General features: G+C 52.0%; 23 protein-coding genes and 1 pseudogene. 9 read left to right on the forward strand and 15 right to left on the reverse strand.

Annotated elements, in window-relative coordinates; genetic code table 11:
* Positions 1-68 precede the first annotated feature (68 nt).
* The 5 genes from narI to narK all read right to left on the reverse strand — a co-directional run bounded on the left by narI (position 69) and on the right by narK (position 8,515).
* Positions 69-746 carry a respiratory nitrate reductase subunit gamma gene (narI, locus tag ACJHWT_RS10860; RefSeq protein ID WP_001160110.1) on the reverse strand — a complete coding sequence of 226 codons (678 nt, stop codon included), beginning with the start codon at positions 744-746 and terminating at the stop codon, positions 69-71.
* Complete coding sequence (gene narJ, locus ACJHWT_RS10865) at positions 746-1,456, reverse strand: nitrate reductase molybdenum cofactor assembly chaperone (protein ID WP_000571684.1); 711 nt, start codon at positions 1,454-1,456, stop codon at positions 746-748. The genes narI and narJ overlap by 1 nt, the downstream gene beginning before the upstream one ends.
* On the reverse strand, positions 1,453-2,991 hold the full coding sequence (gene narH, locus ACJHWT_RS10870) for a nitrate reductase subunit beta (RefSeq protein WP_000702650.1): 1,539 nt from the start codon (positions 2,989-2,991) through the stop codon (positions 1,453-1,455). The genes narJ and narH overlap by 4 nt, the downstream gene beginning before the upstream one ends.
* Positions 2,988-6,731, reverse strand: a complete 3,744-nt coding sequence (locus tag ACJHWT_RS10875) for a nitrate reductase subunit alpha (protein WP_000032919.1) — start codon at positions 6,729-6,731, stop codon at positions 2,988-2,990. The genes narH and ACJHWT_RS10875 overlap by 4 nt, the downstream gene beginning before the upstream one ends.
* A 392-nt stretch (positions 6,732-7,123) precedes the next feature.
* On the reverse strand, positions 7,124-8,515 hold the full coding sequence (gene narK / locus ACJHWT_RS10880) for a nitrate transporter NarK (RefSeq protein ID WP_000019827.1): 1,392 nt from the start codon (positions 8,513-8,515) through the stop codon (positions 7,124-7,126).
* 338 nt (positions 8,516-8,853) lie between these two features.
* Here narK and narX point away from each other — a divergent pair, with 338 nt between their 5' ends.
* Positions 8,854-10,650, forward strand: a complete 1,797-nt coding sequence (gene narX, locus ACJHWT_RS10885; protein ID WP_000918078.1) for a nitrate/nitrite two-component system sensor histidine kinase NarX — start codon at positions 8,854-8,856, stop codon at positions 10,648-10,650.
* On the forward strand, positions 10,643-11,293 hold the full coding sequence (gene narL / locus ACJHWT_RS10890; RefSeq protein WP_000070491.1) for a two-component system response regulator NarL: 651 nt from the start codon (positions 10,643-10,645) through the stop codon (positions 11,291-11,293). Before narX ends, narL begins: the two co-directional genes overlap by 8 nt.
* On the opposite strand, the gene ychO is transcribed toward narL, so the two are convergent.
* Entirely contained in the window at positions 11,294-12,688 is a 1,395-nt protein-coding gene (ychO, locus tag ACJHWT_RS10895) for an inverse autotransporter invasin YchO (protein ID WP_024186174.1), read from the reverse strand. It abuts the gene before it with no gap.
* A gap of 185 nt (positions 12,689-12,873) precedes the next feature.
* Here ychO and ychN point away from each other — a divergent pair, with 185 nt between their 5' ends.
* A complete protein-coding gene (ychN, locus tag ACJHWT_RS10900; RefSeq protein WP_001169669.1) occupies positions 12,874-13,227 on the forward strand; it encodes a DsrE/F sulfur relay family protein YchN in 354 nt (117 codons plus the stop codon).
* Positions 13,228-13,270: 43 nt separating this feature from the next.
* On the opposite strand, the gene chaC is transcribed toward ychN, so the two are convergent.
* Both chaC and chaB read right to left on the reverse strand, forming a co-directional pair.
* Entirely contained in the window at positions 13,271-13,966 is a 696-nt protein-coding gene (chaC, locus tag ACJHWT_RS10905; RefSeq protein WP_001317784.1) for a glutathione-specific gamma-glutamylcyclotransferase, read from the reverse strand.
* Positions 13,967-14,123: 157 nt separating this feature from the next.
* On the reverse strand, positions 14,124-14,354 hold the full coding sequence (gene chaB / locus ACJHWT_RS10910; protein ID WP_001146444.1) for a putative cation transport regulator ChaB: 231 nt from the start codon (positions 14,352-14,354) through the stop codon (positions 14,124-14,126).
* 269 nt (positions 14,355-14,623) lie between these two features.
* On the opposite strand from chaB, the gene chaA reads away from it, so the two are divergent.
* The gene (gene chaA / locus ACJHWT_RS10915) at positions 14,624-15,724 is read left to right on the forward strand and encodes a sodium-potassium/proton antiporter ChaA (protein ID WP_410232331.1); all 1,101 of its coding nucleotides are present in this window, start codon (positions 14,624-14,626) and stop codon (positions 15,722-15,724) included.
* A 405-nt stretch (positions 15,725-16,129) separates the two neighbouring features.
* A complete protein-coding gene (locus ACJHWT_RS10920; RefSeq protein WP_000170956.1) occupies positions 16,130-16,237 on the forward strand; it encodes a type I toxin-antitoxin system toxin Ldr family protein in 108 nt (35 codons plus the stop codon).
* 148 nt (positions 16,238-16,385) lie between these two features.
* Here ACJHWT_RS10920 and kdsA read toward each other — a convergent pair whose 3' ends face one another.
* From kdsA to hemA, 6 genes and pseudogenes are all read right to left on the reverse strand, one after another.
* Positions 16,386-17,240, reverse strand: a complete 855-nt coding sequence (kdsA, locus tag ACJHWT_RS10925; RefSeq protein ID WP_000811065.1) for a 3-deoxy-8-phosphooctulonate synthase — start codon at positions 17,238-17,240, stop codon at positions 16,386-16,388.
* Positions 17,241-17,275: 35 nt separating this feature from the next.
* A pseudogene (gene sirB1, locus ACJHWT_RS10930) lies at positions 17,276-18,085 on the reverse strand (invasion regulator SirB1).
* Between the two features lie 3 nt (positions 18,086-18,088).
* Positions 18,089-18,481 (reverse strand): invasion regulator SirB2, encoded by a 393-nt coding sequence (gene sirB2, locus ACJHWT_RS10935; RefSeq protein WP_000200378.1) that lies wholly within the window; start codon positions 18,479-18,481, stop codon positions 18,089-18,091.
* Positions 18,478-19,311: a peptide chain release factor N(5)-glutamine methyltransferase gene (gene prmC, locus ACJHWT_RS10940; protein ID WP_000456463.1), complete on the reverse strand. Its 834-nt coding sequence runs from the start codon at positions 19,309-19,311 to the stop codon at positions 18,478-18,480. Before prmC ends, sirB2 begins: the two co-directional genes overlap by 4 nt.
* Complete coding sequence (gene prfA, locus ACJHWT_RS10945; protein WP_000804726.1) at positions 19,311-20,393, reverse strand: peptide chain release factor 1; 1,083 nt, start codon at positions 20,391-20,393, stop codon at positions 19,311-19,313. Before prfA ends, prmC begins: the two co-directional genes overlap by 1 nt.
* A 41-nt stretch (positions 20,394-20,434) precedes the next feature.
* A complete protein-coding gene (gene hemA / locus ACJHWT_RS10950) occupies positions 20,435-21,691 on the reverse strand; it encodes a glutamyl-tRNA reductase (protein WP_000173201.1) in 1,257 nt (418 codons plus the stop codon).
* Positions 21,692-21,904: 213 nt separating this feature from the next.
* Here hemA and lolB point away from each other — a divergent pair, with 213 nt between their 5' ends.
* From lolB to dauA, 4 genes are all read left to right on the forward strand, one after another.
* Positions 21,905-22,528, forward strand: a complete 624-nt coding sequence (gene lolB / locus ACJHWT_RS10955) for a lipoprotein insertase outer membrane protein LolB (RefSeq protein WP_001130698.1) — start codon at positions 21,905-21,907, stop codon at positions 22,526-22,528.
* Positions 22,528-23,379: a 4-(cytidine 5'-diphospho)-2-C-methyl-D-erythritol kinase gene (ispE, locus tag ACJHWT_RS10960; protein WP_001260346.1), complete on the forward strand. Its 852-nt coding sequence runs from the start codon at positions 22,528-22,530 to the stop codon at positions 23,377-23,379. The genes lolB and ispE overlap by 1 nt, the downstream gene beginning before the upstream one ends.
* Before the next feature lie 150 nt (positions 23,380-23,529).
* On the forward strand, positions 23,530-24,477 hold the full coding sequence (prs, locus tag ACJHWT_RS10965; RefSeq protein ID WP_001298109.1) for a ribose-phosphate diphosphokinase: 948 nt from the start codon (positions 23,530-23,532) through the stop codon (positions 24,475-24,477).
* Between the two features lie 124 nt (positions 24,478-24,601).
* Positions 24,602-26,281, forward strand: coding sequence for a C4-dicarboxylic acid transporter DauA (gene dauA, locus ACJHWT_RS10970; RefSeq protein WP_001033342.1), 1,680 nt, complete (start codon positions 24,602-24,604; stop codon positions 26,279-26,281).
* A 54-nt stretch (positions 26,282-26,335) separates the two neighbouring features.
* On the opposite strand, the gene ychH is transcribed toward dauA, so the two are convergent.
* A complete protein-coding gene (ychH, locus tag ACJHWT_RS10975) occupies positions 26,336-26,614 on the reverse strand; it encodes a stress-induced protein YchH (protein ID WP_000823885.1) in 279 nt (92 codons plus the stop codon).
* Between the last annotated feature and the right edge of the window lie 237 nt (positions 26,615-26,851).

Genomic DNA, 26,851 nt, shown 5'->3' on the forward strand with positions numbered 1-26,851 from the left:
CAACTCACCCCGCACCGTGCCCATAAAAAAACCCCGCCGAAGCAGGGTCTATGTGAACTAAAATTCGCTTAGTGACGGGCGCGCACCAGCTGATACTTACGTGTCAGATACTCCACCGGTACGCTCCAGATGTGCACCAGACGCGAGAACGGGAACAGCAGGAATAACGTCATCCCCAACACCAGGTGCAGACGGAAGATAAATGCCACACCATCAAGGTGTTGAGAAGCACCACCGTGGAAGGTCACTACCGACTGCGCCCAGCCAACCAGTTTCATCATCTCGCTACCGTCCATATGCTGGGCTGAGAACGGAATGGTCAGCAAGCCCAGCGCGCACTGGATAACGAGCAGCGACAGGATCAGGATATCCGCTCCGGTAGTGGTTGCACGCACGCGTGGGCTGAACAGACGACGCTTCAGCAACAGCACGCCGCCAATCAGACACAGCACACCGCTGGCACCACCAGCAAACATCGCCATTTTCTGTTTCACTTCAATCGGCAGCCAGGCTTCATACATCCAGTGCGGCGTCAGCATACCGAAGAAGTGACCAACAAAAATCCCCAGAATACCGATATGGAACAGGTTCGACGCCAGGTTCATCCCTTTGCGATCCAGCATCTGGCTGGACGCCGCGCGCCAGGTGTACTGCCCGTAGTCATAACGCAGCCAGCTACCAATCAGGAAGACCGCCCCGGCTATGTACGGGTAGATATCAAAGAAGAACATATTCAGGAATTGCATTAGTGCTGTCCTCCGGTGGTGATATTCAGATATTGCGGCGCGACGGCACCGGCAAAGCGACGCTGATGAGCAGTGATTGCTGAATCACCGCAGCCTTTTTCAGCAAAGAATTTAACCTGCTCTTCTTCCCAGACTGCATCCAGCGCCTGCGGCGTATCGTCGCGCGCTTCATCGGCAATTTTTTCCGCCACTTTGTCGCTGTCGATGGCGGTATTCGCCAGTTTCAGCAGCAGATCAAACAGCACGGCATAACGGCTTTCACGCTGTTGCAGACGCGCGCTCAGCAATGCCAGAATCGGCGCAATATCTTTCAAACCCTCCACGGCTTCGCTTTGCGGCAGCTGCGCCAGGTACTCCAGATACAGCGGCAGATGGTCGGGCAATTCGCGGCTGTTTAACTGCAAGCCGTGCTGCTCGTACTGCGCCAGCAGATCCACCATCGCCTGGCCGCGGTCACGGGATTCACCGTGAACATGTTCAAATAGCAACAGTGACGTGGCGCGGCCACGGTCGAACAGTTCGCTGTACTGCGCCTGGGCATCGAGCGGATCCATCGTCGTTAAATCGCGCAGGAAAATGCCCAGCGCATGGGCATCCTCTTTTGGCAGATTTTTCGACGCGGCAATCGCCTCAAACATCTCTTGTTGATGCTGCCATAAGGCAGCATCCGGATATTCAAGGAGACGCGATACAATCACGAGTTCGATCATGGGTGCGGCTCCGTTTTGCTGGTTACGTCGATGGCATCGATACGGCGGCTGTTGAACAGATTGAATTTGGTATCTGAACCGTGGCAGCCATCACCAAAGGTAAAGCCGCAGCCATTTTTCTCCGGGAAGGCTTCCCGCGCCAGTTCACGATGACTGCTCGGCACCACAAAGCGATCTTCGTAGTTGGCAATAGCCAGATAACGATACATCTCCTGTGCCTGGGCTTCGGTCAGACCGACCTCTTCCAGCGCACGGGTATCGACTTTACCGTCAACGGTTTCAGCACGTTTGTAATGACGCATCGCCAGCATACGTTTCAGCGCGCGCAGTACCGGTTTGGTATCACCGGCGGTCAGCAGATTCGCCAGATACTGTACCGGAATACGCAGGCTTTCGACGTCTGGCAGAATGCCGTTGCTGCCCAGTTCACCCGCGTCTGCCGCAGACTGAATCGGCGACAGAGGCGGCACGTACCAGACCATCGGCAGTGTGCGATATTCCGGATGCAGCGGCAGCGCTAGTTTCCATTCCATTGCCATTTTATAAACCGGCGACTGCTGTGCGGCTTCAATAACGCTCAGCGGAATACCGTCTTTAATCGCCTGCTCGATGACTTTCGGATCGTTCGGATCGAGGAACACGTCCAGCTGACGCTGGTAAAGATCTTTCTCGTTCTCAGTGCTGGCTGCACGTTCAATAGCGTCGGCATCGTACAACAGCACGCCGAGATAACGGATACGACCGACACAGGTTTCTGAGCACACGGTCGGCTGACCCGCTTCAATACGCGGATAGCAGAAGATGCACTTCTCAGACTTACCGCTCTTCCAGTTGAAATAGATTTTTTTGTACGGGCATCCGGTGATGCACATACGCCAGCCACGGCATTTATCCTGGTCGATCAGGACGATGCCATCTTCTTCACGCTTGTAAATCGCACCGCTCGGGCAGGTCGCCACACATGCCGGGTTCAGGCAGTGTTCGCACAGGCGCGGCAAATACATCATGAAGGTGTTTTCGAACTGGCTATACATCGCCTTCTGGATGTTGTCGAAGTTCTTGTCTTTCGCCAGCTTGTCGAACTCACCGCCCAGGTCATCTTCCCAGTTCGGCCCTTTTTCGATTTTCGCCATCCGTTCGCCGGTAATCAGCGAACGCGGACGGGCAATCGGCTGCGACTTGCTGCCTTCCGGCGCGGTATGCAGGTTCTGATAGTCAAAATCGAACGGTTCGTAATAATCGTCGATCCCCGGCAGATGCGGGTTAGCGAAGATTTTACCCAGCAGCATGGCGCGGTTACCCATGCGCGGCTGCAGTTTGCCGTTGATTTTACGGATCCAGCCGCCTTTGTATTTTTCCTGGTTTTCCCAGTCAGTCGGGAAGCCCTGGCCCGGCTTGGTTTCCACGTTGTTGAACCACGCGTATTCCACGCCTTCGCGGCTGGTCCAGACGTTTTTACAGGTAACTGAACAGGTGTGGCAGCCGATGCACTTATCGAGATTCAGCACCATGCCGACTTGTGAACGAATTTTCATTTTACGCTCTCCTGTACCTGGTCATTGCCTTCGCCATCTAACCAGTCAATGTTCTTCATCTTACGCACTACAACAAACTCATCGCGGTTAGAACCTACGGTGCCGTAGTAGTTAAAGCCGTATGCCAGATGGGCATAGCCGCCGATCATATGCGTCGGTTTCGGCGTGATACGGGTGACCGAGTTATGGATACCACCACGCTGTTGGGTAATTTCCGAACCAGGCAGGTTAACGATACGTTCCTGCGCGTGGTACATCATGGTCATCCCTGCCGGAACACGCTGGCTGACAACCGCACGGGCAGTCAGAGCACCGTTGCTGTTGAAGACTTCAATCCAGTCGTTATCAGCAATGCCCAGATCTTTGGCATCGGCTTCACTCAGCCAGACCACCGGACCACCGCGACCTAAAGTCAGCATCAGCAGGTTGTCGCTGTAGGTGGAGTGGATACCCCACTTCTGGTGCGGCGTCAGGAAGTTGAGCGCTTTTTCCGGGTTGCCGTTGGATTTCTGCCCCATCACTTCTTTCACCGAACGGGTGTCGATCGGCGGACGATAAACCAGCAGGCTTTCACCGAAATCACGCATCCACTGGTGATCCTGATACAGTTGCTGACGACCAGAGAGCGTACGCCATGGGATCAGCTCGTGAACGTTGGTGTAACCGGCGTTGTAAGAAACGTGTTCATCTTCCAGACCAGACCAGGTCGGGCTGGAGATAATTTTGCGCGGCTGTGCCTGAATATCGCGGAAGCGGATCTTCTCGTCTTCTTTATTCAGCGCCAGATGCGTATGGTCACGACCGGTAAATTCGCTCAGGGCAGCCCAGGCTTTCACGGCTACCTGACCGTTGGTTTCCGGTGCCAGTGTCAGGATCATCTCTGCCGCATCAATTGCGGTGTTCAGCATCGGCTGGCCTTTCGCCGGACCTTCTGCTTTGGTGTAATTGAGCTTACGCAGCAGATCCATCTCGCTCTGGGTGTTCCAGGCAATCCCTTTACCGCCGTTACCGATTTTCTCCATCAGCGGGCCGATAGAGGTAAAGCGTTCGTAAGTTGCCGGATAATCGCGCTCTACGACCATAATGTGCGGTGCAGTTTTGCCTGGGATCAGGTCGCATTCGCCTTTTTTCCAGTCTTTCACATCCAGCGGCTGCGCCAGTTCAGCGGCAGAGTCGTGCTGGATAGGCAGCGTGACGATGTCGGTTTCTTTACCCAGATGGCCGACGCACACTTCGGAGAATTTCTTCGCGATGGCTTTGTAGATTTCCCAGTCGCTTTTCGCTTCCCAGGCCGGATCGACCGCCGCAGACAGCGGGTGAATAAACGGATGCATATCCGAAGTATTCATGTCGTCTTTTTCGTACCAGGTCGCCGTCGGCAAAATGATGTCGGAATAGAGACAGGTGCTCGACAGACGGAAGTCCAGCGTCACCACCAGATCCAGCTTGCCTTCCAGACCGTTGTCCTGCCAGTCCACTTCTTCCGGCTTCACGCCGCCCTGCTGCCCCAGGTCTTTGCCCTGGATACCGTGCTCCGTCCCCAGCAGGTACTTGAGCATAAACTCATGACCTTTACCGGAAGAACCGAGCAGGTTAGAACGCCAGATGAACAGATTACGCGGGTGGTTTTTACCGTTTTCCGGCTGTTCCGCAGCGAAACGGATAGAACCCTCTTTCAGGGATTTCACCGTATAGTCCACCGGATTCATCCCGGCTTTTTCTGCTTCGCGAGCGATAGTCAGCGGGTTAGTGCCTAACTGCGGCGCAGACGGCAGCCAGCCCATGCGTTCCGCACGGACGTTAAAGTCGATCAGGTGTCCGGTATAACGGGATTTATCCGCCATCGGCGACAGCAACTCGTCTGCGGTCACGGTTTCATAACGCCACTGGCTGGAGTGGTTATAGAAATAAGAGGTGCTGTTCATGTGACGCGCCGGACGCTGCCAGTCAAGAGCAAACGCCAGCGGCTGCCAGCCGGTTTGCGGACGCAGTTTTTCCTGACCTACATAGTGCGCCCAGCCCCCCCCGCTCTGACCGACACAGCCGCAGAAAATCAGCATGTTGATCAGACCACGATAGTTCATATCGAGGTGATACCAGTGGTTCAGTCCCGCACCGACGATAATCATCGAACGACCGTGCGTTTTATCAGCGTTATCGGCAAATTCACGGGCGATGCGAATAATCTGGCTGCGAGAAACGCCGGTAATCTGCTCTGCCCAGGCAGGGGTGTAAGCTTTCACATCGTCATAGCTGGTTGCACAGTTAACGTCGTTCAGGCCACGTTCCAGACCATAGTTTGCCAGCGTCAGATCATAAACGGTGGTCACCAGGGCGGTGCTGCCATCAGCCAGTTGCAAGCGTTTCACCGGCAGCTTGTGCAGCAGCACGTTTTCCAGTTCCACTTTGTTGAAGTGTTCCGTGCCGTCGCCACCAAAGTACGGGAAGCCCACCTCAGCGATCTCATCCTGGCTACCCAGCAGGCTCAGTTGCAGCTCGGTTTCTTCGCCAGTTTTGCCGTCGCGCTGCTCAAGATTCCATTTGCCCTTCTCGCCCCAGCGGAAGCCAATAGAACCGTTCGGCGCAACCATTTCGCCATTGGTATTAAAGGCGACAGTTTTCCATTCCGGATTGTTTTCCTGGCCCAGCGCATCCACCAGATCGGCAGCGCGCAGCATACGACCCGCAGCGTAGTAACCGTCGCGCTCTTCCAGCATCACCAGCATCGGCATGTCGGTGTAGCGACGCACATAGTCGGTGAAATACTGGCTTGGGTTGTCGAGGTGGAATTCACGCAGCATTACGTGGCCCATCGCCAGCGCCATTGCCGCATCGGTGCCCTGTTTCGGTGCCAGCCACAGATCGCACAGTTTGGCGATTTCAGCGTAGTCTGGTGTGACGGCAACAGTTTTGGTTCCTTTGTAACGCACTTCAGTAAAGAAGTGAGCATCCGGGGTACGCGTCTGCGGCACGTTTGAACCCCAGGCGATGATGTAGCTGGAGTTGTACCAGTCAGCAGATTCCGGTACGTCAGTTTGCTCACCCCAGGTTTGCGGAGACGCAGGAGGCAGGTCGCAGTACCAGTCGTAGAAGCTTAAGCAAGTACCGCCAATCAGCGAGAGATAGCGCGCACCCGATGCGTAAGAAACCATCGACATTGCCGGAATTGGCGAGAAGCCAGCGACACGGTCCGGACCGTAATTTTTGATGGTGTAAACGTTAGATGCGGCGATCAGTTCGTTCACTTCCTGCCAGGAAGAACGAACAAAACCACCGCGTCCACGCGCCTGCTTAAAGCTTTTCGCTTTATCGGCGTCTTCAATGATAGAAGCCCATGCCTCAACCGGATCGCTATGCAGCGCCTTCGCTTCACGCCACATTTTCATCAGGCGTTTGCGCATCATCGGGTATTTCAGGCGGTTAGCGCTGTAAAGATACCAGGAGTAGCTGGCACCGCGCGGGCAGCCGCGAGGTTCATGGTTTGGCAGGTCCGGGCGAGTTCGCGGATAGTCAGTCTGCTGGGTTTCCCAGGTGACCAGACCGTTTTTGACGTAGATTTTCCAGCTGCAGGAGCCGGTGCAGTTTACCCCGTGGGTAGAGCGGACGATTTTGTCATGCTGCCAACGCTGGCGATATCCATCCTCCCAGTCACGGTTGGTATTGAGAAGCTGGCCATGCCCATCGGCAAAGGTTTCACCCTTCTGTTTGAAGTAGCGAAACCGGTCCAGGAATTTACTCATCGGTTTTCTCCTGTGGGAGCCTGTCGGCCCTCTGATAAATCGACATTGCTAATGTTTAAGGGCAAGGTAACGCTCTGAAACAGCGTGGGAATTGATAACGATCAAGAGTGATGGGGATGAAAAATAAAGTAAATTCCTGGAATACCCCTTTAGGATAATTAACATTTATAGCATAACAGACTGTAAATTAAGACGTTTTACACCTGTGGTTATTTAAACCATTAAGATTTTTATGCAGATGGGTATTAAGGAGTATTCCCCATGGGTAACATATTAATGACTCTTAATGAAATCCAGCGAAATAAGCCATACAACATTAGTATGTTGTAACTAAATGACGCATAAAAAAAGCGCGACATCATGCCGCGCAAAGGATAATCAAATATTACGATTTATTTTTTAGAATGCCGACCATATACCGCCCAGGTAATCACCACGCAGGCGATATAGAAAATCAAAAATACTTTCATTGCGCCGACTGGCGAACCCGTTAATGCCAGCGAGCTACCAAACGCTTTCGGGATAAAGAAGCCACCAATCGCGCCAATCGCAGAGATGAAACCCAGCGCCGCCGCCGTGTCGGTTGCCGCTTCACGCATCGCACGTTCGTCAGAACCCCCTTCTGCTTTCACACGATCCATTGTCAGTTTACGGAAGATCACGGAAATCATCTGGAAAGTGGAACCACTACCCAGCCCAGCGGTCAGGAACAGCGCCAGGAAGACTGCGAAGAACGCCATGAAGCTTCCGCCCTGTCCGTCAGTCGGTAAGGTCAGGAACAGCAGGCCGCTGAAAATCGCCATCAGGATAAAGTTCACCAGCGTGACACGAGTTCCGCCCAGACGGTCAGATAATGCACCACCTGCAGAACGCGCCAGCGCACCAATAAACGGCCCGAAGAAAGCGTATTGCAGAATCTGAACATCCGGGAACTGCGTTTTTGACAGCATCGCAAAGCCCGCGGAGAAGCCGATGAAGGAGCCGAAGGTTGCCAGATACAGCAGGCTCATAATCCACAGATGACCCCGTTTGAGTACCGGCAACTGCTCCTTGATGGAGGCTTTCGAGGTAGCAAGATCGTTCATGCCAAACCACGCCGCAATGGTGAAGATGGCAAGGAACGGCACCCATATCCAGGACGCATTCGCCAGATACAGCTCAGTCCCATCCGGCTGTTTGACGCCCTGGCTACCAAATACTGCGAAAATCGACAGTGATACCACCAGCGGAGCAACCAACTGCATGACGCTGACGCCCATGTTGCCCAGACCACCATTCAGACCCAGCGCGCCACCCTGCTTCTGTTTCGGAAAGAAGAAGCTGATGTTTGCCATACTGGATGCGAAGTTCGCGCCAGCAAAGCCGCACAGCAGAGAAATGATGATGAAGACGCTATAAGGCGTGGAGGTATCCTGCACGGCAAAACCCAGCCAGACGCAAGGAATAATCAGAATACCGGTGCTGAACGCCGTCCAGCGACGACCACCGAAGATAGGAACCATAAAGGAGTATGGAACACGTAATAACGCGCCAGAAACCGAAGGCAGCGCAGTCAACATAAATAGCTGATCGGTCGTAAAATTAAAACCGACTTTCGGTAAGTTCACCGCAACAGCGCTGAACAACATCCATACGCAAAACGCCAGCAGCAGACAGGGAACGGAAATCCACAGGTTGCGGCTGGCAATACGTTGACCGCGTTGTTGCCAGAACGCAGGATCTTCCGGTCGCCAATCTGTAATGACAGCTCCAGTAGCCCTTTCGGGGGCGGATGAGTGACTCATAGACACCTCTGATACTCGTTTCGATGTCTGCCACCTTAGTGTCTGTAGCTAAAGGCAATTTGATGTAAATCAAACGATAAGATAACTTTATCTATCATTGATATTTATCATTACCCATAGTGAGTACAGTGATTTCATAAAAATTATGAGATTTTTCACGGTGCTGTAAAATCCCTACCCTTACCGATGTAAAGCGACTAACCACGCGGCAAATAAGGAGTAACTCTTTCCGGGTATGGGTATACTTCAGCCAATAGCCGAGAATACTGCCATTCCAGAATGTATCGTCACATTCATTAAGGTTATTGCTCATTTAAAGCCTGAAGGAAGAGGTTTACATGCTTAAACGTTGTCTCTCTCCGCTCACCCTGGTTAATCAGGTTGCGCTTATTGTGTTGCTTTCTACTGCTATTGGACTGGCAGGGATGGCAGTTTCTGGCTGGCTGGTGCAAGGCGTTCAGGGCAGCGCCCATGCGATCAACAAAGCGGGATCGCTGCGCATGCAAAGTTACCGTCTGTTGGCGGCAGTGCCATTAAGCGAGAAAGACAAGCCCTTAATTAAAGAAATGGAACAAACGGCATTTAGCGCCGAGTTGACTCGAGCAGCGGAACGAGACGGACAACTGGCGCAATTACAGGGTTTACAAGATTACTGGCGTAATGAACTGATCCCTGCGCTGATGCGTGCACAAAACCGCGAAACGGTGTCAGCGGATGTCAGCCAGTTTGTTGCCGGGCTTGATCAGCTGGTATCTGGTTTTGATCGCACCACGGAAATGCGCATTGAGACAGTGGTGCTGGTCCATCGGGTAATGGCGGTATTTATGGCACTTTTACTGGTATTCACTATTATCTGGTTGCGGGCGAGATTGCTACAACCGTGGCGGCAACTGCTGGCAATGGCGAGTGCCGTCAGCCATCGCGATTTTACCCAACGCGCAAACATCAGCGGGCGCAACGAAATGGCGATGCTTGGAACTGCGTTGAACAATATGTCTGCAGAACTGGCCGAAAGTTATGCCGTACTTGAGCAGCGGGTTCAGGAGAAAACCGCCGGGCTGGAGCATAAAAATCAGATCCTCTCTTTTTTATGGCAGGCCAACCGCCGATTGCATTCCCGCGCCCCGCTGTGTGAACGCCTGTCACCTGTACTCAACGGATTACAGAATTTAACCCTGCTACGTGATATCGAACTGCGGGTGTATGACACTGATGATGAAGAGAATCATCAGGAGTTTACCTGCCAGCCAGATATGACTTGTGATGATAAAGGCTGCCAGCTCTGCCCGCGCGGCGTATTACCCGTTGGCGATCGCGGCACAACCCTGAAGTGGCGGCTGGCTGACACTCATACGCAGTACGGTATTTTGCTGGCGACCCTGCCGCAGGGGCGTCATCTTAGCCATGATCAACAACAACTGGTGGATACCCTGGTTGAACAACTCACCGCCACGCTGGCGCTGGATCGCCATCAGGAACGTCAGCAACAGTTGATCGTGATGGAAGAGCGTGCCACCATTGCGCGCGAACTGCATGATTCTATTGCCCAATCTCTCTCTTGCATGAAGATGCAGGTGAGTTGCTTACAGATGCAGGGCGATGCGCTGCCAGAAAGCAGCCGCGAACTGTTAAGTCAGATCCGTAACGAACTGAATGCATCCTGGGTGCAGTTGCGTGAATTGCTCACCACATTCCGTTTGCAGCTCACCGAGCCTGGATTACGTCCGGCGCTGGAGGCGAGTTGCGAAGAGTACAGCGCCAAATTTGGCTTCCCGGTGAAGCTGGATTATCAATTGCCGCCTCGTCTGGTGCCTTCGCATCAGGCAATCCACTTGTTGCAAATTGCCCGTGAGGCATTAAGTAACGCCCTCAAACATTCGCAAGCGAGTGAGGTCGTGGTGACGGTGGCGCAAAACGATAATCAGGTCAAACTGACCGTCCAGGATAACGGCTGCGGCGTGCCTGAAAATGCCATCCGCAGCAATCACTACGGCATGATAATAATGCGCGACCGTGCGCAAAGTTTACGAGGCGATTGCCGCGTCCGCCGTCGTGAATCAGGTGGCACCGAAGTGGTGGTCACCTTTATTCCCGAAAAAACTTTCACAGACGTCCAAGGAGATACCCATGAGTAATCAGGAACCGGCTACTATCCTGCTGATCGACGATCACCCGATGTTGCGAACTGGCGTAAAACAGCTTATCAGTATGGCACCAGATATCACTGTGGTTGGCGAAGCGAGTAATGGCGAACAGGGTATTGAACTGGCGGAGTCTCTTGATCCCGATCTGATCCTGTTAGATCTCAATATGCCCGGCATGAACGGTCTGGAAACGCTGGATAAACTGCGCGAAAAGTCCCTCTCCGGTCGCATTGTGGTATTCAGCGTCTCTAACCATGAAGAAGATGTGGTCACCGCACTGAAACGCGGCGCGGATGGCTATCTGTTAAAAGATATGGAACCGGAAGATCTGCTGAAAGCGTTACATCAGGCAGCTGCTGGCGAAATGGTATTGAGCGAAGCATTAACGCCTGTTCTGGCCGCCAGCTTGCGCGCTAACCGTGCCACTACTGAGCGCGATGTTAACCAGTTAACCCCACGCGAGCGCGATATTCTCAAGCTGATTGCCCAGGGTTTGCCGAACAAGATGATTGCCCGCCGCCTGGACATCACCGAAAGCACAGTAAAAGTTCACGTCAAGCACATGCTGAAGAAAATGAAGCTAAAGTCTCGCGTGGAAGCTGCGGTATGGGTGCATCAGGAGCGCATTTTCTGATTACGGTTCCCAGCGCAGTTCGTCGTTTGACAATGCGTCGAACGGTTCGACAAGCGTTAGCGTGATCTCATTGGAGGAGACACGCTGCCCCTGGTTATCTTCCACCACCACTGACAATCGCCAGTGATTGCTTGCGCCTTCCCCGTTTTGCCAGTCAGGCATGATCAGCGTCCAGCCCTCCTCACTGTTGGCTTGTGCGCCCGGCGTCAAACTTAATATCTGCGTATCGCCCTGCCAAATCAGTTGCCGAATACCGTAACGACTGCGGATTTGTAATTTCAGCGGCACTGTTTCGCCAGGTTTTAGATCCCACGGCGGTGTCGCCAGAAACACCGTTAACGTTTTTCGCTGTCGGTACTCAAGAGTCGGAAGATTATTTCGCTGCGGATTGTCATAGCGACTACCACGTAACGACTGACTTTCGACAACCTCGCCCGCAGAAAGTTGTTTTTTGAGCGGTACACCAAAGCGGTAGTTAAGATTCAGCCCGAGGTTATTTTGATTCTCGCCACTTTCACCCTGTTTATGCTGGGCCGTCACAGTGACTAAGGGCACAGGGGTGTAATTTAATCCCAGACTCAACGCGACGGGATTGTGATAACCCGTACCAGAGTTAAACAAATCGACACGATCACCAAAATACTGTTCTACGCTGACACTGGTATTGAAGTGTTGATAGAACGGCATGCGCATCCGGGCTGTCAGGTCGTACCCGCGCGCCATCCGTTGTTCCTGCGTGGCTGTCTGTTCATGCCATGCAGCAAACGGCTGATAAAAGTTTGCCGATAGTCGCAAATATTCGCCCCACGCTTCGGCACCGAAGCCCGCTCGCTGAAGATTTTCGTCCAGCAAGTTGTCATAAAAAGTGTTATAACCCACCAGCCAGCTGCCGCGCGCCCAGCGTTGCCCAACGCCCACATTGCTCACCAGCCCATCATCCTGCTGAGTAAGACCAAGCTGGCTCCAGGTGAGATAACGATCATTATCTTGTAACGGCACAAACCAGCTTCCACGACTGCCGGTGAAATGTCCTTCGTTATCCACTTTGACGTCAACACTGGCATTTCCCCACGCTGATAGCCACGACTCTACGTGCTGATTAACCTGTTGACTAAACGCGTCGCGGACTTTTCCCAATGCGAAAGCTTTTGCCTGCTCGCCAGTATCCAGCCCGTTATCATTCATACTGGTTTCGCCGAAATCTTTCACAATTTCAGCAAAGTGTTTTTCCCCATCATGATTTTCAGGTGCCATGCCTAAATCCGGCAGACCATCATTGTTATTATCAAAGGGATTTGCCGCTTTTTGCTCGAAGGTAGATTGTGCGTTAGCTGTACCGCCTGCCGCCAGCAAGAGTAAATAAAACGGAATAATGCGAGGAACGAAACGGCTCAAAACGTCGGTAACTTCCGGTAAAAAATGAAAAACCATAGCCCTAAAGAATAACGATTACTGGCAACTTTTGTCGTATTTTCTCGCGCTTTCAGGAAAATCCTTAAAAATGTGACCGATTGGTCAGACGCTGCAGAAGCAGTAAGATAGAAGATGAGTGTCTAATTCCCTGAATACAGGAGTAAATAATGCAAAAAATCGTGATCGTTGCCAATGGCGCACCTTACGGGAGCGAATCCTTGTTTAACAGCTTGCGGCTGGCCATTGCGTTACGAGAGCAGGAGAGCAATCTGGATCTGCGTCTGTTCCTGATGTCTGATGCGGTCACAGCCGGGTTGCGCGGGCAAAAACCAGGGGAAGGCTACAACATTCAGCAAATGCTGGAGATCCTTACCGCTCAGAATGTACCGGTGAAATTGTGCAAAACCTGTACTGACGGACGCGGGATTAGCACACTTCCTCTGATTGATGGGGTGGAAATCGGTACGCTTGTGGAACTGGCGCAATGGACGCTGTCAGCCGATAAAGTGCTCACATTTTAATGTTTGAGGGGGCGTCTGACGCCCCACTATGAGGGAAGTTTACTCAGGCGAGTCCCGGCCGTAACACACCATCCGGATAATTCTCCGCCAGCAGTTTTTTTACCGATACCAGCAAATCATTCAGCCCATCGTCCTGCATTCCCAGTTTGATAAGCTCCTGTTCCAGTGAAAACAGGTATTGTGCGTTGGTTCCCAGTGGACCGCTCGCCGCCGCAATCAACGGCGCGATGACCTGAGCGCGAGTGTCAGATTCATATTCTGGATGTCGCGGGTCCATAATAAACACAATGGCGTTTACTGTGCGTCCATCATCAAGATCAAGCTGACACCAGGTTGGCAGATAACAGCCGGTAATCATCTCGCGCTTCCACAACAGGGTTAGTTCCTGCTCCAGCGTCTCTTCTGGCAGTCGATAGGCGACGCCTGTGGTGCGTCCGCCCTCTTTCAGTGCAAGCATCCGTCCCGGCTGGTGCGCAGTCCCGCGCCCGGCGGTCAGGCGCAGGCAAAACGCGCGATGCCATCCAACCAGTGTACCGGTGCACGACTCGGTAAACTCCAGTGCCGGATTCCACATCAACGATCCATAACCGAAGATCCACACCGGTCCCTCATCAGGTCGACAAGCCAGCGTCGCCGCCAGCGAAGCCGCCCGTTGCTCTGCTGACCATAAGAGTGATTCTTCAATGGCACCAAATGCCGTTTTACAATCGGCATTCATCAAGAAATCACGCGTTATCACCTTACACCTCCGCCACTGCATACTTCCCTGCGACAACTTTTTGGTGTCTTCCGGACATTTTTACTGCTCATTTTGAAACCACTAACGGGACAATATGCAATCCACGGACCACTTGCAAGGCAACACCGCACGAATAGCTTTAACTAAGCTACCGGTTTTACGATTTTTTATGCCATTTATCATCATCCCCTTTGGCATATTCATGCTTCACAGCAGCCCAGGCCACTTTATGCGCGGTTTCTTCGCGACTGGCGTCATCACGCCGATCTTCTTTATCTTTATATTGATCCCATGCGCTGTTGAACGCTTCTTTATAGATATCCTGGGCATGAGACGGTAGAACGTGCTTTACGCTTTCCGGCAGATCGCTTTTCGTTTTATACGGCATCGTTGACTCCTTTTACAAAGTTGAACATTAAGTGTGGTCAACAATATCTACTCTTGCCAAAACATAAGAATTTTCATGTCAGACTCTTCTTAAGGAGTGCTAAAACAAACATTGTCTAAACGCATTGCTTATTTTTATGGCCCGATGAGTAAAAAATCGACAGTGGGGTAAAAATTCGTAAAATGTTACCGATATCCAGACACTTTCTGTTATTTTTCCTACCTATTTTTTACATTTTCGATAAATTCATCTGCAAAGGGATAACCATAATGTCAAATGCTCAAGAGGCGGTAAAAACCCGCCACAAGGAGACTTCGCTTATTTTCCCGGTTCTGGCGCTGGTAGTGCTGTTCCTGTGGGGAAGCAGCCAGACACTACCAGTGGTCATTGGCATCAATCTTCTTGCTCTTATTGGTATTTTAAGTAGCGCCTTTAGTGTTGTCCGTCATGCGGACGTATTAGCCCATCGCCTGGGAGAACCTTACGGTTCGCTTATTCTTAGCCTTTCAGTGGTTATTCTTGAAGTCAGTTTGATTTCAGCTTTAATGGCAACCGGCGACGCCGCGCCAACGCTAATGCGTGATACGCTCTATTCAATCATTATGATTGTTACCGGTGGGCTGGTTGGCTTTTCATTATTGTTGGGCGGACGCAAGTTTGCCACCCAATATATGAATCTGTTTGGTATCAAGCAGTATTTAATTGCGCTGTTCCCCCTGGCGATAATCGTACTGGTATTTCCAATGGCTCTGCCTGCGGCGAATTTTTCAACCGGTCAGGCGTTACTGGTAGCATTAATTTCTGCGGCAATGTATGGCGTATTTTTGCTGATCCAGACCAAAACGCATCAAAGTTTGTTTGTCTACGAGCACGAAGATGACAGTGATGATGACGACCCGCATCACGGTAAACCGTCTGCCCATAGCAGCCTGTGGCATGCTATCTGGTTGATTATCCATCTGATTGCCGTTATTGCGGTGACCAAAATGAACGCCAGCTCGCTGGAGACATTGCTCGACAGCATGAATGCGCCTGTCGCCTTTACTGGCTTCCTGGTGGCTCTGTTGATTCTGTCGCCGGAAGGTTTAGGTGCGTTAAAAGCAGTGTTGAATAACCAGGTCCAGCGCGCGATGAATCTGTTCTTTGGTTCAGTGTTAGCAACCATTTCGCTTACCGTACCTGTCGTCACGTTAATTGCCTTTATGACGGGTAACGAATTGCAGTTTGCACTTGGTGCGCCAGAAATGGTGGTGATGGTGGCCTCTTTAGTACTGTGCCATATCTCCTTCTCCACCGGACGAACTAACGTGCTCAATGGCGCAGCGCATCTGGCACTGTTTGCCGCCTATTTGATGACGATATTTACCTGACAGTTATATCTCCTCTGATGACAGAAATCGGGGGAGATAATATAAATTCCTGCTTATTGTATTTCTTCATACTACCTGAACAGGTCGTTAATCAGAATTGCGAGCCTGTACCACAACCTGCACGAAACCACTGCAACAGCTGTTGAAAAGCCGGAATGTACTCTTTATTGCAAACATTTCAGGGATGAAGTGAAGATGAATTGAGACGTAATATCCACACCAAGCCGGCGTTATCCGGTGAGGCGCAATGTTGCGGGGGCTTTATCCCTGGTGGCATTGGTTGCTGGAAAGAGAAAACCCCCGCACGTTGAGAGGTAAAACCTGACAACAGAACGGGGGCTAATCTTGAACCATCAACAATTCAAGAATAGCCGCAAAATGTTGTCATTACAACAAGGCGGCTATATGACGCTCGCGCAGTTTGCCATGATTTTCTGGCACGACCTGGCGGCACCGATCCTGGCGGGGATTATTACCGCAGTGATTGTCAGCTGGTGGCGTAACCGGAAGTAAGGTGAAAACGGGCGTCAGGCTGCCGTGATGGCAATATGCGCCCGAAACCGGCCGCAGGGGTAACAGCCTGCGGCCCTTTTTGTATCCGGCCCCCATGAAAAAAGCCTTAACGCAGAACGCTAAGGCTTTAGTTTTCAGGCAAAAAAGATTACTTGCTGGTATCCAGTTCTTCGAAACCTTTCACCAAGTCATCAATCGCTTTCATCTGCTTGAGGAACGGTTCCAGTTTAGCCAGCGGCAGCGCGGATGGACCATCACATTTCGCATGTTCCGGATCCGGATGCGCTTCAATAAACAGCCCCGCCAGACCTACCGCCATACCGGCACGTGCCAACTCAGCCACCTGAGCACGACGACCGCCGGAAGCTGCGCCAAACGGATCGCGGCATTGCAGTGCGTGGGTCACGTCGAAAATCACCGGCGAATTACCAGACACTTTCTTCATTATGCTGAAGCCCAGCATATCGACAACCAGGTTGTCATAGCCGAAGTTAGCACCGCGATCGCAAAGAATCACTTTTTCGTTGCCGCCTTCTTTAAATTTATCAACGATATTACCCATCTGTCCCGGGCTGACAAACTGCGGTTTCTTGACGTTAATTACCGCACCGGTTTTCGCCATGGCTTCCACCAGGTCAGTCTGGCGAGCAAGAAACGCCGGCAACTGAATCACATCCACGACATCCGCAACGGGCTGTGCCTGACTTGGTTCGTGAACGTCGGTGATAATTTTCACACCAAAAGTCTGCTTCAACTCCTGGAAGATTTTCATCCCTTCTTCCAGGCCCGGTCCACGATAAGAGTGGATGGAGGAGCGGTTGGCTTTGTCAAAAGAGGCTTTGAACACGTAAGGGATACCCAGTTTCTGGGTCACGGTTACGTAGTGCTCGCAAATGCGCATCGCCAGATCGCGAGATTCCAGCACGTTCATACCGCCAAACAGTACGAACGGCAGGTCATTTGCTACGTTGATGTCGCCAATGCTAACCACTTTTTGTTTCATAGGATCGCCTTAATCTTGAGTAAAATGTCGATTAATTAATGCAGCACAATATGTTTATGCGCGATGTTATTTATTTGCGCACGGATCATTTCGCTGATCGGGTCTTCCGGACACTGTTCAACGAAATAACTTAAATCGTTCAACGCAACGTGTTCGCAATCCAGTTGCGCATAAATCAACCCGCGATCGCGAATTTCATAGGGATCTTCCGGGTTGAATTGTAATAAAGCTTCGCTGGTGCGTAACGCCAGCTCCATCTGATTTTCTTCCATCAACGAAGCTTTGAGTGTATCCAGCAATTTGCGGATTACCTCAATGTTATCAGCTTCATCAAGGTCTTCATAAAACAGTTCCGCCGACGGGCTGATATTTCCCTTTAACCATACATCCAGCATATGTTCGCTTAACGATTCACCGTTAAAAGGATTAATCAGCCAAATTTCGCCATCCGGACATTCAATGCGCAATATCAGCTGCGTAGGGAAAATCACCGGCAGCAGCGGCAAATCGAGACGATTCGCGACCCATAATAAAACGGCGCCTAACGATACCGCACTGCCCTGTCGATTCTATAACACCTGGTCCAGCCATAATGCATCGGAAAGACGATAAACGCCGCGTGAGGCTTTAAATCCCCAGTCGCCGTAAAACAGCGCGATCAGTTTTTCCAGCTGCTCTTCTAAAGGCAGAAGCTGGCTGATTTCTTCCTTCGCCAGAGTAACGAGACGCTCCAGTTCGTCGTAAACATCTTGCGAGGGAAAATCGCGGCGGATTGCTTCGCAAGCCAGGATCATGCCTTCGCACAATGGCGCTTTATTAAATTCGAAATCAGCTAACGATCTCATGACTTACCCCAGTAACGGTACTTTTGTGGTGGCGAGTTTAATGATGATGTACAGCACCACCAACGCCAGCGGGAAGGCAATAATGCGCGCCTGCTGACTGTGCATACGACGATAATCGAGTGCAATAAAACCCAAAACGATATAAATGATAACTCCAAACAGCTTTTCAGTCAGCCACTGTGCCTGCCCGGAAAATGGCAGGATGTGCGCTTTAGCCATCAACGCAATGCCGCTTAACAATAACACCGTATCGACAACCGGCGGCACAATGCGCGTCCAACGAGCAAATGCCTGTGGATGCTTCTGATAACGTAGCCAGAAACGTAAGGTCAATAGCCCAACAGAAAGCGCGATACTAATGAGATGAACGCTAAGCAGCGTAGAAAAACTTGTCATTGATAATAGCGGCCGAGCGTTACGCGCTCGTTATCCCCATAGTCACGGCAGGTTTCGACGTCATGATACCCCGCGAGGATAAATGCCTGTCGCACCGCTTCACCCTGCTGCCAGCCATGCTCCAGAAGCAGAAAGCCGCCGGATACCAGCGCGTTACGCGACTGTTCGATGATATGCACGATGTCTGCCATTCCACTGTCTGCCGCAACCAGCGCAGTGAGCGGCTCAAAGCGGACATCGCCTTGTTGAAGATGTGGGTCCTGGTCGTCAATATACGGCGGATTGCTGACAATCATCGCAAACTGCTGCCCGGCTAGCGCGCTAAACCAGTCGCTTTGCAGAATGTGGATATTTTTGATAGCCAGATGCTGGGCATTACGTTGCGCCAGAGAGACAGCATCTGGCATACGATCTACAGCGGTAATTTCGCAGTCCGGACGCTCGCAAGCCAGCGCCAGCGCAATCGCCCCGGTACCCGTCCCGAGATCGAGAATACGGCAAGGTTGTTCAGGCAACCGCGCCAGTGCCTGCTCCACCAGACACTCCGTATCCGGGCGCGGAATTAAGGTCGCTGGCGAAACAAATAACGGCAACGACCAGAATTCTCGCACCCCGGTTAAATGAGCAATGGGTTCACCATCGCGACGACGTGTCAGTAGCGCATCAAGTTGCTGACATTGTTCGTCAGTCAGCTGCGTTTCACCAAAGGCGAGAATAAAAGTACGCCCTCTGCCGGTAACATGCTCCAGCAGGATTTCAGCATCACGCCGCGGGCTTTCGCTCGCCTGAAGTTGGCTTATTGCTTCACGTAACCAGTGTTGATATTCCATTATTCCTGCTCGGACAACGCCGCCAGTTGGTCGGCCTGATGTTCCTGGATAATCGGTTCAATCAGCATATCCAGCTTACCTTCCATCACTTCATCCAGGCGGTAGAGCGTCAGGTTGATGCGGTGATCGGTAACGCGCCCCTGCGGGAAGTTGTAAGTACGGTTACGGTCGCTGCGATCGCCACTCCCCAGCAGGTTACGACGGGTAGACGCTTCGGCCTGTTGCCGTTTTGCCATTTCAGCAGCGTGGATGCGAGCACCGAGTACAGAAAGTGCTTTAGCTTTGTTTTTATGTTGTGAACGTTCGTCCTGACATTCAACAACAATTCCGGTCGGCAAGTGAGTAATACGAATTGCCGAATCGGTGGTGTTAACGTGCTGACCACCCGCCCCTGACGAGCGGAAAGTATCAATGCGTAAATCTGCTGGGTTGATGTCCGGCAGTTCTGCATCAGGCAGTTCTGGCATTACCGCAACGGTACAAGCAGAAGTATGAATACGACCCTGCGATTCCGTAGCAGGAACACGCTGCACGCGATGACCGCCAGATTCGAATTTCAAACGACCATATACACCATCACCGCTAATTTTGGCGATGATCTCTTTATAACCACCATGTTCACCCTCGCTGGCGCTCATGATTTCTACACGCCAGCGGCGGGCTTCGGCGTAACGGCTGTACATACGGAACAGATCGCCAGCGAACAGCGCCGCTTCGTCGCCGCCGGTTCCGGCACGGACTTCGAGGAAGGCGTTACGTTCGTCATCAGGATCTTTTGGTAGTAACAGAACCTGTAATTGCTGTTCCAGTTGCTCGCTTTTTTCTTTAGCTTCGCGCAGTTCATCCTGCGCCATCTCACGCATTTCAGGATCGTCGAGCATCATCTGTGCGGTTTCGATATCTTCCTGAACCTGTTGCCAGTCGGTAAAACAGCGCGAAACATCACTTAACTGCGCATATTCACGAGATAATGCGCGAAAACGTTCCTGGTCAGCGATGGTTTGCGCATCACCCAGCAGCGCCTGAACTTCTTCATGGCGTTCATGCAGGGCTTCCAGTTTGGCAACGATAGAAGGCTTCATAGGCGTAAATGCACCCTGTAAAAAAAGAAAATGATGTACTGCTACTCCAGCCCGAGGCTGTCGCGCAGAATATTCAGGCGTTCGTTATCCCCGTCACGGGCGGCCTGTTGAAGTGATTTTGTTGGTGCATGGATCAGGCGGTTAGTCAGTTTCCATGCCAGATCCTGCATAATGGTTTGCGCATCACCGCCCTGTTCAAGGGCCGCTAACGCTTTAGCAGTTAACTCATCACGAACCTGCTCTGCCTGGCTACGATAATCGCGAATAGTTTCGCTGGCGCTTTGTGCTCGAAGCCATGCCATAAATTCACTGGCCTCCTGGGCGACGATAGTTTCCGCCTCCACAGCAGCGGCTTTCCGTTGCGCCAGGTTGTGCGAAATAATGCTTTGCAGATCGTCAACGCTATAAAGATAAGCATTCGCCAGTTTACCAACTTCCGGCTCAACATCGCGCGGAACGGCAATATCCACCAGCAGCATTGGTTGATTGCGACGGCTTTTTAATGCGCGCTCCACCATGCCTTTACCGATAATCGGCAACGGGCTGGCGGTGGAACTGATGATGATATCGGCTTCGCGCAGACGTTCGTCGATATCACTCAGGGCAATCACTTCCGCGCCAACCTCATCTGCCAGAATTTGGGCACGTTCGCGAGTGCGGTTGGCGATAATCATCTTCTGTACTTTGTGTTCGCGCAGATGACGTGCCACCAGCTCGATGGTTTCGCCCGCGCCAACCAGCAGTACCGTCACCGTAGAGAGCGATTCAAAGATCTGCCGCGCCAGCGTACAAGCCGCAAAAGCGACAGACACAGCACTGGCACCGATATCTGTTTCAGTGCGAACGCGTTTCGCCACAGAGAAAGATTTCTGAAACATGCGTTCCAGTTCGCTGGCCTTCATATGACCTTTTTGCGAATCGGCAAACGCTTTTTTAACCTGACCGAGGATCTGCGGCTCGCCAAGGACGAGAGAATCAAGCCCACTGGCAACGCGCATTAAATGACTGACCGCATCGTTATCCTGATGCCAGTAGAGGCTATTACGCAGATCGTCTTCGTTGAGATTATGGTAATCACACAACCAGCGAATGAGCGCCTCTTGCAGGTCATCCCGTTCTTCAACGCTGAGATAAAGTTCTGTGCGGTTACACGTCGACAGCACCACACCGCCCTGCACCATCGGCTGCGCGAGCAGACTGTCAAGCGCCTGATCGAGCTTATCCGGCGAAAACGATACACGTTCTCGCAGCGATACAGGTGCCGTTTTATGGTTGATACCGAGTGCTAAAAGGGTCATGTCTGCGGGAAATAATACCAACGTTGATAGGGTTAGTCTGCTTGCATCATACAGGATGCGTAAGATCAATAAAAGAGAGCGCCCCCTTTTGGAGTAATTGCCGAAAGCCGTTAGATTCTGGCAATTAAGACAACGTGAACATAGACGATGGCTAACGGTAACGCTAGCATTAAGGGTTATAACTGCAACGTATCTCAAGGACTTGTCATTATTATGCCCCTGCCCGATTTTCGTCTTATCCGCCTGCTACCGCTGGCTGCTCTTGTGCTCACTGCCTGTTCCGTTACCACGCCCAAAGGTCCTGGCAAAAGCCCGGATTCGCCACAATGGCGTCAGCATCAGCAAGACGTGCGCAATCTTAATCAGTATCAAACTCGCGGCGCGTTCGCTTATATTTCTGACCAACAAAAAGTGTACGCCCGTTTCTTCTGGCAACAAACTGGCCAGGATCGCTACCGTCTGCTGCTGACTAACCCATTGGGCAGCACGGAACTGGAGCTGAATGCTCAACCGGGTAACGTGCAGTTAGTCGACAATAAAGGTCAGCGTTATACCTCCGATGACGCCGAAGAGATGATTGGCAAATTGACCGGAATGCCAATTCCGCTCAACAGCTTGCGCCAGTGGATTTTAGGTTTACCGGGTGATGCGACTGACTACAAACTTGACGACCAGTACCGCCTGAGCGAAATCACCTACAGCCAGAATGGCAAAAACTGGAAAGTTGTTTACGGTGGTTATGACACAAAAACTCAACCTGCGATGCCAGCCAATATGGAACTCACCGACGGTGGTCAACGCATCAAGTTAAAAATGGATAACTGGATAGTGAAATAATGCGGACACAGTGGCCCTCTCCGGCAAAACTTAATCTGTTTTTATACATTACCGGTCAGCGTGCGGATGGTTACCACACGCTGCAAACGCTGTTTCAGTTTCTTGATTACGGCGACACCATCAGCATTGAGCTTCGTGACGATGGGGATATTCGTCTGTTAACGCCCGTTGAAGGCGTGGAACATGAAGATAACCTGATCGTTCGCGCAGCGAGGTTGTTGATGAAAACTGCGGCAGACAGCGGGCGTCTTTCGACGGGAAGCGGTGCGAATATCAGCATTGACAAGCGTTTGCCGATGGGCGGCGGTCTCGGCGGTGGTTCATCCAATGCCGCGACGGTTCTGGTGGCGTTAAATCATCTCTGGCAATGCGGACTAAGCATGGATGAGCTGGCGGAAATGGGGCTGACGCTGGGCGCAGATGTTCCTGTCTTTGTCCGTGGTCATGCCGCCTTTGCCGAAGGTGTTGGCGAAATATTAACGCCGGTAGACCCGCCAGAGAAATGGTATCTGGTCGCACACCCTGGCGTGAGTATTCCGACGCCGGTGATTTTTAAAGATCCTGAACTCCCGCGCAATACGCCAAAAAGGTCAATAGAAACGTTGCTAAAATGTGAATTCAGCAATGATTGCGAGGTTATCGCAAGAAAACGTTTTCGCGAGGTTGATGCGGTGCTTTCCTGGCTGTTAGAATACGCCCCGTCGCGCCTGACTGGGACAGGGGCCTGTGTCTTTGCTGAATTTGATACAGAGTCTGAAGCCCGCCAGGTGCTAGAGCAAGCCCCGGAATGGCTCAATGGCTTTGTGGCGAAAGGCGTTAATCTTTCCCCATTGCACAGAGCCATGCTTTAAGCCGGGCAAGCTGAGTTTCGGTGACAACGTCACCTTGTTCCAGACGTTGCATCGCGCTCTTTAATACACCGCCTGGAAAGAATCATGCCTGGCCCGCACAGTTTTCGGCAGATTCTTTCCACCAATGGACGCATGCCTGAGGTTCTTCTCGTGCCTGATATGAAGCTTTTTGCTGGTAACGCCACCCCGGAACTAGCACAACGTATTGCCAACCGCCTGTACACTTCACTCGGCGACGCCGCTGTAGGTCGCTTTAGCGACGGCGAAGTCAGTGTACAAATTAATGAAAATGTACGCGGTGGTGATATTTTCATCATCCAGTCCACTTGTGCCCCTACTAACGACAACCTGATGGAATTAGTCGTTATGGTTGATGCCCTGCGTCGTGCTTCCGCAGGTCGTATCACCGCTGTTATCCCCTACTTTGGCTATGCGCGCCAGGACCGTCGCGTCCGTTCCGCTCGTGTACCAATCACTGCGAAAGTGGTTGCAGACTTCCTCTCCAGCGTCGGTGTTGACCGTGTGCTGACAGTGGATCTGCACGCTGAACAGATTCAGGGTTTCTTCGACGTTCCGGTTGATAACGTATTTGGTAGCCCGATCCTGCTGGAAGACATGCTGCAGCTGAATCTGGATAACCCAATTGTGGTTTCTCCGGACATCGGCGGCGTTGTGCGTGCCCGCGCTATCGCTAAGCTGCTGAACGATACCGATATGGCAATCATCGACAAACGTCGTCCGCGTGCGAACGTTTCCCAGGTGATGCATATCATCGGTGACGTTGCAGGTCGTGACTGCGTACTGGTCGATGATATGATCGACACTGGCGGTACGCTGTGTAAAGCTGCTGAAGCTCTGAAAGAACGTGGTGCTAAACGTGTATTTGCGTACGCGACTCACCCGATCTTCTCTGGCAACGCGGCGAACAACCTGCGTAACTCTGTAATTGATGAAGTCGTTGTCTGCGATACCATTCCGCTGAGCGATGAAATCAAATCACTGCCGAACGTGCGTACTCTGACCCTGTCAGGTATGCTGGCCGAAGCGATTCGTCGTATCAGCAACGAAGAATCGATCTCTGCCATGTTCGAACACTAATCGAACCCGGCTAAAAGACCCGCTGCGGCGGGTTTTTTTGTCTGTAATATCCATTTGTATGACCTATGCCTCCTTCACCTGCCATTTAGTTGACAGATGATGCGCTCACGGATGAAACATTATTGTGAACAAAATATTTTCCTCACATGTGATGCCTTTCCGCGCTCTGATCGACGCTTGCTGGAAAGAAAAATATACTGCCGCACGGTTTACCCGTGACCTGATTGCCGGGATAACCGTCGGGATTATTGCTATCCCGCTGGCAATGGCGTTAGCTATTGGTAGTGGTGTGGCACCCCAGTACGGTTTATATACCGCAGCTGTTGCGGGGATTGTCATTGCTCTGACGGGTGGGTCACGCTTTAGCGTTTCCGGTCCGACTGCGGCATTTGTGGTAATTCTCTATCCCGTTTCGCAACAGTTTGGACTGGCAGGACTGCTGGTTGCGACCTTGCTGTCGGGGATCTTTTTGATTCTGATGGGGCTGGCACGCTTTGGTCGCCTGATTGAGTATATTCCGGTTTCCGTCACCTTAGGTTTCACCTCGGGTATCGGGATCACCATCGGTACCATGCAGATTAAAGATTTTCTCGGTCTGCAAATGGCCCATGTCCCGGAACATTATCTACAAAAAGTCGGCGCATTATTTATGGCGCTGCCGACCATTAATGTGGGTGATGCAGCCATTGGCATTGTGACGCTTGGCATTCTGGTTTTCTGGCCGCGTCTGGGCATTCGTTTGCCTGGTCACCTTCCGGCCTTGCTGGCTGGTTGCGCGGTGATGGGGATTGTTAACCTGCTCGGCGGACATGTTGCTACCATCGGTTCGCAGTTCCACTACGTTCTGGCCGATGGTTCTCAGGGTAACGGTATTCCGCAATTGCTGCCACAACTGGTGCTGCCGTGGGATCTACCTGATTCAGAATTCACGCTAACCTGGGATTCTATTCGCACCCTGCTGCCTGCGGCATTCTCAATGGCAATGCTCGGCGCAATCGAATCTCTGCTCTGCGCCGTGGTGCTGGATGGTATGACCGGGACGAAACACAAGGCGAACAGCGAACTGGTTGGACAGGGACTGGGGAATATTATCGCTCCGTTCTTTGGTGGTATTACCGCTACAGCTGCCATCGCGCGTTCTGCCGCTAACGTCCGTGCCGGGGCAACTTCCCCTATCTCGGCGGTGATCCACTCTATTCTGGTTATTCTTGCCCTGCTGGTACTGGCACCGCTGCTCTCCTGGCTGCCGCTTTCCGCCATGGCAGCCCTGCTGTTGATGGTGGCGTGGAACATGAGTGAAGCGCACAAAGTGGTCGACTTGCTGCGTCATGCACCGAAAGATGACATCATCGTCATGCTGCTGTGCATGTCGCTGACCGTGCTGTTCGATATGGTTATTGCCATCAGCGTGGGGATCGTGCTGGCATCGCTGCTGTTTATGCGTCGTATCGCACGTATGACTCGCCTGGCACCGGTAGTCGTAGACGTTCCAGACGATGTCCTGGTTCTGCGCGTTATTGGCCCGCTGTTTTTTGCTGCCGCAGAAGGCTTATTCACGGACCTGGAGTCACGTCTTGAAGGCAAACGGATTGTGATTCTGAAGTGGGATGCCGTTCCGGTACTTGATGCTGGTGGTCTTGATGCGTTCCAGCGTTTTGTGAAGCGTCTGCCCGAAGGATGTGAACTGCGCGTGTGCAACCTGGAATTCCAGCCACTGCGCACTATGGCTCGCGCAGGCATTCAACCGATCCTGGGACGCCTCGCATTCTTCCCGAATCGTCGCGCGGCGATGGCGGATTTATAAGTACGAGATTGACCAGTCAGCGCAAACTGACTGGTCAGCAAACTGCATTATTTGTTAGCTATGACGGCGATTGTCGCTACGGCGGCAACGTTTGTCATAGTGGCGAACCCACCAGTAACGGTCGCACACCTGTTCATGCCCGCCAACACGGGCACCCGCCAGCCAGAGAATCGCACCGACGAAAATACTTAGCACAGCACCATGTGCGAAATACTGGGGCATATTAAACTGTGGTAACTGGTTGAGGATTGAATACCCCACGCCGACCACCATTACCACCAGACCCAACCCCATGAGCACGTTACCGAGTAACGAAGCGTTTTTGCGTTTCATATGTCACCTCCGGAACTTTCTGGGTTGTAACAGGGAATACCCCTCTTCCTTATGTGTAAAGTATAGACAACACCCTGTAGGTTATGTGCGGGTGTGATCACAATTACAACCCTTATTTCAACAAAACTTTACAAATAAACGCCTGAACACCTTGACTTTCTAATAGTCCACTCAGGCAATAATTGCATTATCTGCATTTGATACGCAGTTTTTTGTCAAGCGGGGCCGCAACCAGTA

The organism is Escherichia sp. WS338 (assembly GCF_046486405.1).
GTDB classification, from domain to species: Bacteria; Pseudomonadota; Gammaproteobacteria; order Enterobacterales; family Enterobacteriaceae; genus Escherichia; species Escherichia coli.